Source organism: Rickettsia helvetica, from assembly GCF_963970025.1.
GTDB classification, from domain to species: Bacteria; Pseudomonadota; Alphaproteobacteria; order Rickettsiales; family Rickettsiaceae; genus Rickettsia; species Rickettsia helvetica.
Genome location: NZ_OZ018776.1, coordinates 1,107,869 through 1,120,104, shown reverse-complemented (window position 1 = coordinate 1,120,104; position 12,236 = coordinate 1,107,869). Strand labels below are relative to the sequence as shown.

The following is a 12,236-nucleotide window of genomic DNA, read 5'->3' as shown; positions in this document are numbered from 1 at the left end:
CTGCTTTCGCAGGAATGACATAAGGTCCACGGGATGACAATAAGGTCTATAAGCCGGATTCTGTATGAATATAAATTCATTGCAGTTATTTATCTAGGATAAACGTTACCGTTTACCTCAAGCGATCTACCCGCATTACAAGCCGGTTAGAGATAACCCGGGAACTTGACAAGTTCTGTAACGCCTATTTGATCTTGCTCTTGGTGGGGTTTACCATGCGTAATTTGTTACCAACTTACCGGTACGCTCTTACCGTACCTTTTCACCCTTACCGAAAATACTCGATGAACTTCGTATTCATATTCAGCGGTATATTTTCTGTGGTACTTTCCCTAAAGTAATAATACTCTGCCGGAGGTTAACCGGCACCATACCTCTATAGAGTCCGGACTTTCCTCGTGATCTATAGCTTTGCTATATCATCACGCAACTGCACGACCATTTAGAATTATGGTCAATTTTCTTAAATTAGTCAATAACATTTAGAAGAAGTTCAATTAACTTATTAGGTTCTGCGGATAAAATTTAAAATAATATATTATAATTCTTTTTAGCTGTAAATTATAAGATTTTTTTTTGAAAATTTGACTTTTATACACAGAATATAATTAAGTGAGTAAGTATAATAACAAATTTAAAATTTCAACTATTTTATTAAAGATATTCTTAATTTAACGTTGCTACTATTTTTTTCATACTGTATAAATATGTATTTAATGCTCCTAAACACATAAGTTTGTTAGCAAATTTTGATATATGATATGAAAAAATTAATTTATTATTTTGGCAGTAATGGTAGTGATGGAAACGCTAGCATGAAAAATATACTTGGTAATAAAGGTGCTGGTCTTGCCGAAATGTCTAACCTAAAACTACCTATTCCTGATGGTTTTACAATAACTACGGAGCTATGTAATTACTTTTATACCCACAATAATAACTTTCCTAAAAATTTTCAAAGTGACTTAAAAAAAGCTATCACCGAACTTGAAATAACTACCGGTAAAATTTTCGGCAGTACAAGCAATCCTTTGTTATTATCGGTGCGTTCGGGTTCTATGGTTTCAATGCCTGGAATGATGGATACTATCCTTAATCTCGGAATGAATAACGAAGTGTGTAATGCTCTTGCTGATTCGTGCGGTGATAAACGATTTGCTCTTGATAGTTACAAAAGATTTTTAGAAATGTACGGCTCAACGGTATTATCTATACCTAGTGATCTATTTGAACAAATTTATGAAAAACATAAGATTCAAGCTGATATTTATAAAGATAACGACATTACCGTAGAATTATTAGAAAAAATTATTGATGATTTCAAACGATTGCATATTAAGTATACTAAGCAACTAATTAATGATCCTTATGAACAGTTAGAATCGGCAATTAAAGCGGTGCTACATTCTTGGATGAGTAATAGAGCGATTATATATAGAAAAATCAATAATATTTCGGAGGATTTCGGTACGGCTATTAATATCCAAGCCATGGTTTTCGGTAATTTAGGTAAAACTTCGGCTACGGGAGTTGCTTTTACTAGATCACCTTCTACAGGAGAAAAAAAGCTCTTTGGAGAGTTTTTAATAAATGCTCAAGGTGAAGACATAGTATCGGGAACTAGAACACCTATGCCTATTATTGCAAATGATTCAAATTCTATGCAAGCAATGATGCCGGAAGTGTTTAAGGAGTTATCACAAATTGCGAAAAAGCTTGAAGAACATTACTTAGATATGCAGGATATAGAATTCACTATAGAAAATAATAAGCTATATATCTTGCAAACACGTACCGCAAAAAGAACAGCCATTGCTGCTATTAATATTGCCGTACACATGGTGAAAGAAAAGCTTATTTCTAAAGAACAAGCCTTAATGCGAATTGATCCGGAATCGTTAAATCAATTATTACATACAAGAATTGATTACAGTAAGGGGCTTACTTCTATTGCCGAGGGGCTACCTGCTTCTCCTGGGGCTGCAACAGGTATTGCAGTATTTTCACCTTATGATGCCGAAAAATTATCTCATCATCATAAAGTAATTTTAGTACGCCATGATACCAGTCCCGAGGATATTAACGGAATGCATGTTTCTTCAGGTATTTTAACTATTAGAGGGGGAATGACTTCACATGCCGCAGTTATAGCAAGAGGTATAGGGAAGCCTTGTGTTTGCGGCACAAGTAATTTATCTATAGATGAGAAAAAGCAAATACTAACAGCAGACGACATAGTGATTAAACAAGGTGATATTATAACGATTGACGGAGGTAGCGGTAAAATCTTCTTAGGTGAAATGCCTTTAATTCAACCTACTTTCAGTGAGGAATCAAAATTAATTTTAGATTGGGCAGATGAAATTAGCAGCTTAAAAGTTCGTGCAAATGCCGAAACGGTTAATGATGCTTTAGTATCTATAAAGTTTGGAGCTCAAGGTATAGGTTTGTGTCGTAGCGAACATATGTTTTTTGATGAAAATAAAATTCCTTTAGTAAGGGAAATGATTATTGCTCCTGATATAGAGCGGAGAAAGCTTGCCGTGCAGAAATTATTACCTCTGCAAACTGAGGATTTTAAAGCTTTATTCAGAGTAATGAAAGATAAACCGGTAAATATTAGATTACTTGATCCGCCGTTGCATGAGTTTTTACCTACCACCGAAGAAGATAAAAAGAATTTGGCAAATAGCTTAAATCTACCTTTATCCATGATTAATCAACGTCTTCATGCTATGCATGAAGTAAATCCTATGCTCGGTCACCGTGGATGTAGACTTGGTATATGTTCGCCGGAAATTTACCAAATGCAAATTGAAGCAATTTTTACAGCTATTTTTGAGCTACATAAAAAAGAACATATAGAATGTAACTTAGAACTAATGATTCCTTTAATTAGCAATGTAGGTGAAATAAAAAAGCTTAAAATGGATATTTATGAGGCAATAGAGGAATTAGAGCAACGTTATAGATATAAGTTTTCCTTTACGCTTGGTACTATGATAGAACTACCAAGGGCAGCACTTGGCAGTAAGAAAATAGCTAAGGAGGTTGACTATTTTAGTTTTGGTACTAATGATTTAACTCAGACTACATACGGAATTTCTAGAGATGATATTGCCTCCTTTCTTCCATATTATTTAGAAGAAAAGATTTTTGAATCCGATCCATTTACTACTCTAGATGAAGAAGGTGTAGGAGAATTAATTGAAATTGCTATAAAACGAGGAAAAAGCAGTAATGCTAATTTAAAGTTAGGTGCTTGCGGAGAACATGCAGGAAACCCTGCCTCTATAGAATTTTTTCATAGAATGAATTTACACTATGTATCATGTTCTCCATACCGTATCCCTATAGCAAGGATCGCCGCAGCACAAGCTAAAATTAAACACGGGTGATAATATCGTCGTTGCAAGTGGGCTTTATTGTGTGGATACCGAGCCATCGTTGCGAGCAGCCGTAGGCTGCGTGGCAATCTCATGAAATAATAGCAATCTCGAAAAAACTGAACCCCGTAGGAATGACATTCCCCGATTAAACCGGCGTTTCAAATGTTGATGACTCACCTATAAGATCGCTAGAATCACCTACCTCTGTTATTGTATATTTAATAGCATTATGATTACCCTTTTTATCAAATATAATTAGATGTTTATCGCCGTTTCGATATACTATACTAGGATATAACCTGCTATCTTGATCAATTTTTAATTCTATTTTATCATCAAGGAATTTTACTCTGTTTTCACCTTCGCTTCTATGAACAACTCCTTTTTTTAAAGCTTGAGTAAATATATCAAACGTTACCTTTTCAAGTGTTAGTTTAGAATCAATTACTGCATACCAATTTTTCTTAACCTTGATAACTTCTTCTGACTCTGTTGTAAAATCTTTTCTATCACCAATATGCCATGAAATTGACTTTTTAGTTCCAAGTAATTTTTATACTTGTTGTTTTTGTATTTTTTCTTTTTTATATTTGAAATATTTTTGAACTAATTTTTGATCAAGTTGAGTAAGAGAAGCATGATCTCCTGCGTTTATTATTGCTTCTATTTTTTTAAAGCTATCCTTATCCCTTGGTGCTTCAGATACTGATCTTACAAACGGCTCATATATTATTTTAGTAGCAGGAGTATCTATTACCTCTTCTGCTACTATCGCCTCTTTCTTTATATTTTCTGTAGTCGTTCTTTCAACTAAAGCATTTTCATTAGATATTTCAAATATAAATTGCATCAATTTGCTATAAGTTAATAAAGAGTTAATTTCAGGAACATATTCGGGAGCAACAGAGATTTTTTCTATATTTTGTAAGTATTTAGAAATTTTGCTTAAATCACCTGTAGAACATATTTGAAAAATTTTAAACTTATAAGCATCTATAGTAAATTCTAACCATTCCAATGATAAAGATGTTTTTTATGAAGATTTGTTAAAATTTCATCGCTTTTATCAAAACATTTTTCATATTTATTATAAATAGCAAACGCTGCCTGTGTTAAAAGTAAGCAATTATGATTTTTTAAGATCTCAGGATGTTCTTTATCAATTTTATCTAAGAGAATTTATATCCTGCATTCCAATCTTCATTTTTCACGCATAACTGCAAACATTTAACTATTGTTTCGTAAATCCAATTACTATTAGCTGTTACAAAAGCAAATTTTAATAATCTATCATATGAAGCGTATACTTCTTTAATATTATTATCGCTTAAATGTTTTTTTATTAGTATTTCATAATATATGTAGGTTTTTTCAAAATTATCAGCTAATTTTTTAAAAGAAAATCTATCGTTAAAATTACATTTTTTTAGTATATCAGATACTTGTTCCCCTGATTCTCGAAGAGCTTTAATAATTAAAAGATCCGTATAGTCTTGATCATATATTTTTCTTGCTTCATCAATAGCAGCTTGAAAGTTTTTAAAACCTAGAGAAATATAATATTTATCTTTTACTATTTCTTCATCATTGGTAGTGAGTGCTTCTACTTTATTTAAATATAAAAGTGCTTTATTTTTATCGCTTAAATTATACACTTTTCCCAAATTATGATATAAGCCTTTTTCCATATTATTAGTTGTTTGTTTTTCTAATAAATGAAAATTTTATTCAATTTTTTTATATAATCCTTAGTTTCAAAAATATCACCTCTATTTGCGGAAGCACCCATTAAATCTGAATAAATAGCTAATAATTAGATGCATCCCCAAAATGTTGTTCCGCGATTTCTAATATATAATCCTTTAAGTTTTCGTGACCTGAAAATGTAAAAATCTTATAAATATTTCTTAGTACATACAATCCATCGGATATATCTACTAAAATATTTTCCTTTACTTTAGCATTTGCTGTTGACTTTAATTGAACTATTTTATCGTTAATTATTTTTTTTGTTCTGTAATTACTTGTGGAAGTAATGAATATTTCTTACATAATATAAAGCTTGTAATAACTATATTTATCTTTTTTCCACTCCTTCTAGTAGCTTACATAGCTCACAAAATGATGGAGAATTATCTTTATCTCTAGAAGAATTATTTAAAATTGTAAGTTTTATATCCTTATAATCTTTTTAGGCTTTAAAAAGCGTATATTTTTTATTAGATGAAAGATTCAATAACTTCTTTCCCTTCATCATAAGAATATGAAGAACGTGTAAAAACCTCTATAGTTTGTTGATCTATTTTAGCACCCTTTTGAACTAATAAATTTATAATATCTTCATAAAAACATGCATATGTTAAAGGTGTAGCATCACTACCATTTGTAGTATTTATATTATATTTTCCTATACCTAAAAGAGATTCTAAACATTTTTTAGCTCCAAATGTTACTGCAAAATGTAAAATACTATCTCCATTTTCATTGTTTATTATTGATTTAAAATTTAATTTTAATTCTTCTATAAAATATTTAAGAATATCTGCCCTATCATTTATTCCTATTAAAAGTTTAAAGTGACTTACTGCCTCCTCCTCACTTAATTTTATTCCTTCCTTTTTCTCAAGAAGTGCTTTTAAAACTTCTAAATTTGTATCTTATAATGCAGGAGTTATTATCGCATCTTTATGTTTTTTAATTAAATAATCTACCGTTTCTTTTCTAAATCTTTCGTTAACCTCAATAGAAAAATTATTATTCTGATTTTGTTTGCTTTTACTTTTCTTCCCCATATATTTACTCAAATTAACTAATAGATTATTAAAAAATTAGGCATTATAATCTTTTTCTTAAGAAATTGCAAGGTTTACATTTTTATATTTGTTGGATAGAATACCTAAATTTATTATTTTTAAAAATATATGATCATAATACCGATATTAAGTATTTTTGGCTTTTCGTCTTTTTTTGCCAAATATTTCAAAACAAAATTGACTTTCGCTATTCCAGTAACAATCAGCATATTAGTACCGATTTTATATTGTTTTGCTATGTTAAAGCTATTATTGGCTGCAACATATGTAAGTTATTTCATCGGTATATTTTTAGCTTTCGTGTCATTTCTGTGCTTCATGTCATCCTTACCCTTTACGTCATTCCTGCCCTTTATGTCATTCTTTCGAAAGCAGGAATCTAGAAAAAATATAATTGAAATCATCGTATTTACTTTATTGATTCTTTTGTTTTTTCTTTATACAAGAGATGCATCGCTGCATGCTTATGATGATTTCTCACATTGGGGGATATTTACTAAAGAATTGCTATATTTCGGTGTTTTTGAGAATCAGTCTTCGTTAACCTCCATTATTACTACTCATGCACATTATCCAAGAGGAGCCGCCGTTTATCATTACTTCATACTTTCACTTTCAGGTTATTCAGATGGTAACGTATTATTTGCACATTTCTTATTACATTTAGCATTTCTAGTTCCTTTAGCCGCAAATAAGAAATTGTGGCAAACCGGTGTGTTGTTTTCACTAATACTTTGCAGTGTAGTATTATATACGACTGGAATTCGCTCTATATATAACGATAGTACTATCGGCTTAATGTTCGGAGCTATTGTTGCAATTTATATCCTTGAGGAAGACAAGAAGAAAGCATTATTGCTTATTTTACCTATCACGATATTGCTTGCCTCTTTCCGAGAAATTGGAACATGGTTTGCAAGTTTTGCTTCGGTAATTCTTATAGCTCATTATACAATTTTTTATAAAAAACCTAAAAAATCAAGCGATTATATTACATATCTAATTCTACTTACCTTACCGATTTTATATAATTTTATTTGGATGCATTATTTCAAAAATACTCATGATTTTTTTGACAGAGGCGAACATAGTTTTAGCAATTTAGTATATATTGCTGAAAATTTTAATGAACAGCATAGGTTATTATTACTAAATTACGGTAAATTTCTCTTGTTATTCTTAGTAAAAGAAGGAAGTTTAGTTGTATATACTATTTGTATAGCTGCATGGTACGGAATTCATAAATATAAACCGGATTTGCTGAAAGAATATAAATTTTTTCTGATAAGTACGTTTGCTTGTTTTATAATTTTTGCCTTGTGGCGATTATATTTATATTTCTTTAACTTTAGCTATGAGGAGGCAATTAGAGGAGCATCGTTACTTAGATACCTTGGATGTTATATTATCAGTATCGGAATGATTGCAGCTGCATATGTTAAAAATAGTATTTTCTTAAATAGATCTCTTCAGAAACGAGGGTTTAGGGAGGAATTTGAAGGAGACACGGAACACAGCACCGCAGTGTACACAAACGTACGTGAGGATTCGAGTACTGGATCGACGTACAAATTACCCCTAGAAGTAGAGTGTCCGAAGTCTATTAAGCAAAGTAATAAAGAGTTATTTATATTCCTTCTGCTTCTTGCTGTTTCTACGTTTTCTGTAGTAAAAAATATACTAAGAATCAAACACTTAAACTTAGAACAAAAGAATTTTATCCAGCAAACAACAGAGATTAAAAAGCTATTGAAGCAAGGAAATAAAATTGAATTTAACTTTAGCGGTAAGAAAGATAATTTACAATGTTATATATTAAATTATAATATAGCACCGTATTTAGGGAAAAAATATTTACAAGAATGTATAAAAACTCCTAAAGAAGCGATGATAGAAACAAAGGAAGAAGCGGTATATGCTCCTTTTTTGGGTATTCAATATTGATGGCTTGAATACTCTTACGTCATTGCGAGCGACTGTAGGCTTTATTGCATGGCTCGGTTTATCCGTCATTGCGAGGAAATTGCGTAGCAATTGATTAAGCAATCCAGTAAAAAAATGTTAATTTAACATTTTTATATTATTTTTTATGGATTGCCACGCAGTCTACGACTGCTCACAATGATGATTTGGAATCCACGCAATAATGCCACGTGGGAATGACATAAAACCAATATAGATTTAACAATAATGGATATAAAATATAATTTAGCTGCTGCTTACCGAATAATGGCGTATTTATCGCTGGATGATCATACCTATACGCATCTATCCGCAAGACCTAAAAATGCCAATTTTTACTATATTTATCCTTTTGGACTAAGGTTTGAAGAAGTAACTATGGAGAATCTTTTAAAAGTTAGTTTAGACGGAAAAATTTTAGAAGGGGAGGAATATCAATATAATAAAACTGGTTACTTTATTCATGGTAGTATTTACAAAGCACGCCCTGATATTTCTGCTATTTTTCATTATCATACTCCCGCAGCTATTGCGGTTTCTGCTTTAAAATACGGGCTTTTACCGATCAGCCAGTGGGCATTACATTTTTACGATAGAATATCATATCATGATTATAATTCTCTAGTGCTAGATGCTGACAAGCAAAGCACTAGACTTGTTAATGACCTTAAGCAAAACTACGTGATGTTACTTCGTAATCACGGTGCTATTACCTGCGGAAAAACTATTCATGAAGCTATGTTTTATACTTACCATTTAGAACAAGCTTGTAAAACACAATGTCTGCTAAATTCCACAAAAGAACAAGAACTTATAATCCCTTCCATAGAAATATGTAAGCAAACGGTAAAAGACTTATTATCGTTTGAAGAAGATTTAGGCAAACGCGACTGGGAAGCTTGGCTGCGACTTGTGAAGATGTGATCACAACACCACAACCCCAACGGCTTTACTTGCTTGTTTTAAGGATTTATCAAGTGTTGCTATTGGTAACCCACAGCGTAATGCTAGCTCTAAATAGCTCTAGCATCATAAAGTATTAATCCATATTGTACGGCTAAATCCATTGTCTCAAACCATATATGTTCCAGTGTTATTTGATCAATTTTGATGTAAATATCCTTTAAAGTATAAATTGCTTGATGGCGTTGATTTGGAGTAAGGTTTTGCACGCTCTGCACATAGTAATACACTTCCAATCTCAAGTCTCCAAATAGAAGGGACGATTACTCCTTCTTTTACCGTTTTATCTAATATTCCTAAATTTGCTACTTCATCAGGCATAAGCCAGGATAAAGCTACTGAAGAATCTAAAACAAAAGAGACCATCTTCTTTACTTCTTACCCTCATTCCTGTAATTTAGCCATACTTCTAGATCCGATGGTTGTAAATTAATTTCTTTTGCAAGTTTCCGAAGTCTGAGAGCTGCTATATTTGCAATCTCTACATTATTATGAGAATTAATAGGAACAATTTTTGCAGCAGCTTTTCCTCTTTTAGTAATTAAAATTTCTTCACCTTTACTAGCTCAGTCTAACAATTTAGAAAAATGGGTTTTAGCATCAAAGGCTGTAATTGTGTTTTTCATATAATTAACTAGTCAGTTATAACATATTTTAAATTCAAATGTCAAAAACTTTAATGCCTACAACTGCTACTGTGAATATGTGGAGGATGGAGTTTTATATGCTTTAGCATCTTTTTAAGGAGTGTATCATGCTTAAGTTTTGATAAATGATCTAAGAAAGTTTTGCCGTTTAAGTAATCTATTTCATGTTGAATCACGGTTGCTAGAAAGCCTTCTGCTTCTAGTTCTTGTTTATTACCGTTATAATCAAGATACTTTACCGTGATTGCTTTTGATCGTGTAATAGATGCTTCAATGCCTGGAAACGATAAAGAACGCTCAATAAAAGTTTGTTTTTCTTCCGAAAAATAAGTTATTTCCGGATTAATAAAAACTATAGGCGATGATTTATTATTTTCATGTAGGTCAACTACTGCTATACGCTTTAATATTCCTACCATATTAGCACCTAGCCCCACTGCCCTTTCTATATGTAAAGTCTGAAGCATTTTATCGACAATAGTATGAATATTATCATCAACAATGTCTATATATTCTGCTTGTTTTTTAAAAATATCGTTAGGTGCATAAACTATTTGATAGTAAGGTTTCTCTTGATTCATTAATATACTCCGGATAAATGAAGAGTTATTTTGGCATTGCTAAATAAAGATAGATATCGTCATTGCGAGCGGGCATTGTTGCGTGGATCGAAAAACGCACTGGGTGTCATACCGTGGCTTGACCACGGTATCCAGAAAACAACTTAAAATACTAATAATTTTAGTATTTTAAACTGGATCTCGCGATCAAGTTATGGGATGACAGGGATGGAATTGATCCATGCAATAACGCCTCCTCGCAATGACGTAGCTTTTTCAAACCATCAATATTTATTTAGCAATGCCATTATTTAATTACGATAGCTGATAATATATTCTGATTATAAGGTTCTTGCAAATGATATGAGCGTCTTTTGCTTGGATATTTTAACGGATTTGTGTAAGTATCTTCACCAATATTTTTTATATCTTTAACGCCTGCTTCTTTAAGTTTTAACTCTACAAAAGCCGGTAAATCAAACATATAATGATTTTCTTTTATCGAGTTTATAAAAAACTGTTTATTGTTAATATCCTTACTTAAGAAAGCTTTATAATATTCATCATCAACTTCATATGAACTTTGAGCTATAGCAGGACCTATCACTGCTATTAAATTCTTTGCTCCTTTTTCTGTCATATTAGTAACTATATTACTAATAATATTATTTATACTTCCTTTCCAACCTGCATGTGCCGCTCCGATTATTTTACCGTCGCCGCTTGCAAGTAGTACCGGTACACAATCTGCCGATTGTACCGCTAATACTAAATTTTTCTTAGTTGTAATGCTTCCATCTGCCTCAGGTACGGCAATTATGGACTCATCAGCATTAACAATTTGATTGCCATGTACTTGGTTTAAAATTAAAATATCTTGTGCTTTAAAATAAGTAGTAATAGATTTTTTGTTTTCAACTATTTCTGTTTCATTTATAGAGTTATTTTTTTTTATATATCTATGACTAGAATTATTGAATGTTTTATCAAAAATTTTATAATAAACTGATCCGTTTATTAATCCTTCCATGAAAATACCCTATATTAATTATAATAGTTTTATTAATACTTTATCCGGTCGTTTACAAAAAAATAAACAGCTGGAAAAAATAATAGCACAATTTCATCAAGACTATAACCTAATCCCTATTATCGGCGTAGAAATAGAGTTTTATTTAAGTCACAATATTGATATAGCTAAATTTGAAATACTTTCAAGAAAATACTTAGCTAGATTTAAAATTTCTAAAATAAAAAAAGAAAAAGGCAATAACCAATTTGAAATAGATCTCCCTCCTTCTGTAAACTTAATACAATATATAAAAAATATATTAGAGGTTAAAACTATTTTAAAAAAAATGGCACAGCAGTTAAACGGTTATATAGATTTTTCTCCTAAGCCGTTTTTGGATGATTATGGTAATAGTATGCATTTTCATATTAATTTTAATTCTGAGTTCAATGATTATTATATAATTTTAGCAGCACAAGGGCTATGTCACTATATGTTAGACACCCTACTCGCTTTTATGCCGACTACTCTAGATTATTCACGGATAAATAAAAAATTTATGGCTCCTACGCATATATCGTACGGTGGAAATAATAGAAGCGTAGCCGTACGAATTCCAAATTCTTTTCCCAAACGTTTAGAACATCGCTTATCTTCCCCTGAAACCGATCCGTATATAGCAATTTTTACTATTTTAAAATCAATATTATTGGCTTTAAAATCTCCAAGTTCGCTCCAAAAAATAGAAAAAATTTACGGGAACGCTTTCGATCTACAATATAATTTAATTCCATTACCTACATCATCTCAGGATAGCTTTATGTTATTTAAACCGGAGTTTTTTAAATAATTTGTATTTTGTTCACAAAACCTAAAAACTAAAAAATAAT

Annotated in this window: 10 protein-coding genes, 1 other RNA gene and 3 pseudogenes; 5 read left to right on the top strand and 9 right to left on the bottom strand. The window is 31.2% G+C overall.

The genetic code is table 11. The features are described from left to right. Positions 1–33 precede the first annotated feature (33 nt). Positions 34–446, bottom strand: an RNA gene (gene rnpB, locus AB1146_RS06725) — RNase P RNA component class A. A gap of 315 nt (positions 447–761) precedes the next feature. Between rnpB and ppdK the strand changes: the two genes are divergently transcribed. Further along, positions 762–3,398 (top strand): pyruvate, phosphate dikinase, encoded by a 2,637-nt coding sequence (gene ppdK, locus AB1146_RS06720; protein WP_010422984.1) that lies wholly within the window; start codon positions 762–764, stop codon positions 3,396–3,398. A 544-nt stretch (positions 3,399–3,942) separates the two neighbouring features. On the opposite strand, the gene AB1146_RS06715 is transcribed toward ppdK, so the two are convergent. From AB1146_RS06715 to AB1146_RS06700, 4 genes are all read right to left on the bottom strand, one after another. Further along, complete coding sequence (locus AB1146_RS06715) at positions 3,943–4,407, bottom strand: hypothetical protein (protein ID WP_010422986.1); 465 nt, start codon at positions 4,405–4,407, stop codon at positions 3,943–3,945. 151 nt (positions 4,408–4,558) lie between these two features. Beyond that, positions 4,559–5,077 (bottom strand): hypothetical protein, encoded by a 519-nt coding sequence (locus AB1146_RS06710; RefSeq protein ID WP_010422989.1) that lies wholly within the window; start codon positions 5,075–5,077, stop codon positions 4,559–4,561. A gap of 531 nt (positions 5,078–5,608) precedes the next feature. Beyond that, entirely contained in the window at positions 5,609–5,929 is a 321-nt protein-coding gene (locus tag AB1146_RS06705) for an ankyrin repeat domain-containing protein (RefSeq protein WP_355404485.1), read from the bottom strand. Between the two features lie 117 nt (positions 5,930–6,046). After that, the gene (locus AB1146_RS06700; RefSeq protein WP_269572100.1) at positions 6,047–6,181 is read right to left on the bottom strand and encodes a hypothetical protein; all 135 of its coding nucleotides are present in this window, start codon (positions 6,179–6,181) and stop codon (positions 6,047–6,049) included. Between the two features lie 375 nt (positions 6,182–6,556). Between AB1146_RS06700 and AB1146_RS06690 the strand changes: the two genes are divergently transcribed. Together AB1146_RS06690 and AB1146_RS06685 are read left to right on the top strand one after the other, a co-directional pair. After that, positions 6,557–8,146 carry a palindromic element RPE1 domain-containing protein gene (locus AB1146_RS06690; protein ID WP_010422991.1) on the top strand — a complete coding sequence of 530 codons (1,590 nt, stop codon included), beginning with the start codon at positions 6,557–6,559 and terminating at the stop codon, positions 8,144–8,146. A gap of 246 nt (positions 8,147–8,392) precedes the next feature. Continuing rightward, complete coding sequence (locus AB1146_RS06685) at positions 8,393–9,088, top strand: class II aldolase/adducin family protein (protein WP_010422995.1); 696 nt, start codon at positions 8,393–8,395, stop codon at positions 9,086–9,088. Here the strand turns inward: AB1146_RS06685 and AB1146_RS08640 are convergent. From AB1146_RS08640 to def, 3 genes and pseudogenes are all read right to left on the bottom strand, one after another. After that, positions 9,089–9,493 (bottom strand): annotated as a pseudogene (locus tag AB1146_RS08640) (type II toxin-antitoxin system VapC family toxin). It lies immediately after the preceding gene. A 5-nt stretch (positions 9,494–9,498) separates the two neighbouring features. Further along, positions 9,499–9,753: pseudogene (locus AB1146_RS06675) on the bottom strand (type II toxin-antitoxin system Phd/YefM family antitoxin). A gap of 50 nt (positions 9,754–9,803) precedes the next feature. Next, a complete protein-coding gene (gene def / locus AB1146_RS06670) occupies positions 9,804–10,355 on the bottom strand; it encodes a peptide deformylase (RefSeq protein WP_010423001.1) in 552 nt (183 codons plus the stop codon). A gap of 78 nt (positions 10,356–10,433) precedes the next feature. Here def and AB1146_RS08635 point away from each other — a divergent pair. Further along, positions 10,434–10,589, top strand: a pseudogene (locus AB1146_RS08635) (MFS transporter); the annotation flags it as partial. 52 nt (positions 10,590–10,641) lie between these two features. Here the strand turns inward: AB1146_RS08635 and pgeF are convergent. Continuing rightward, complete coding sequence (gene pgeF / locus AB1146_RS06660; protein ID WP_010423005.1) at positions 10,642–11,364, bottom strand: peptidoglycan editing factor PgeF; 723 nt, start codon at positions 11,362–11,364, stop codon at positions 10,642–10,644. On the opposite strand from pgeF, the gene AB1146_RS06655 reads away from it, so the two are divergent. Further along, a complete protein-coding gene (locus AB1146_RS06655; RefSeq protein WP_355403820.1) occupies positions 11,363–12,196 on the top strand; it encodes a glutamine synthetase family protein in 834 nt (277 codons plus the stop codon). The genes pgeF and AB1146_RS06655 overlap by 2 nt on opposite strands. Positions 12,197–12,236 lie beyond the last annotated feature (40 nt).

Excerpts from the sequence above, each read along its gene's own strand:
- ppdK (WP_010422984.1), top strand. The coding sequence starts at position 762 with ATGAAAAAATTAATTTATTATTTTGGCAGTAATGGTAGTGATGGAAAC.
- AB1146_RS06710 (WP_010422989.1), bottom strand. The coding sequence starts at position 5,077 with ATGGAAAAAGGCTTATATCATAATTTGGGAAAAGTGTATAATTTAAGC.
- AB1146_RS06700 (WP_269572100.1), bottom strand. The coding sequence starts at position 6,181 with ATGGGGAAGAAAAGTAAAAGCAAACAAAATCAGAATAATAATTTTTCT.
- AB1146_RS06690 (WP_010422991.1), top strand. The coding sequence starts at position 6,557 with ATGTCATTCTTTCGAAAGCAGGAATCTAGAAAAAATATAATTGAAATC.
- AB1146_RS06685 (WP_010422995.1), top strand. The coding sequence starts at position 8,393 with ATGGATATAAAATATAATTTAGCTGCTGCTTACCGAATAATGGCGTAT.
- def (WP_010423001.1), bottom strand. The coding sequence starts at position 10,355 with ATGAATCAAGAGAAACCTTACTATCAAATAGTTTATGCACCTAACGAT.
- AB1146_RS06655 (WP_355403820.1), top strand. The coding sequence starts at position 11,363 with ATGAAAATACCCTATATTAATTATAATAGTTTTATTAATACTTTATCC.
- pgeF (WP_010423005.1), bottom strand. The coding sequence starts at position 11,364 with ATGGAAGGATTAATAAACGGATCAGTTTATTATAAAATTTTTGATAAA.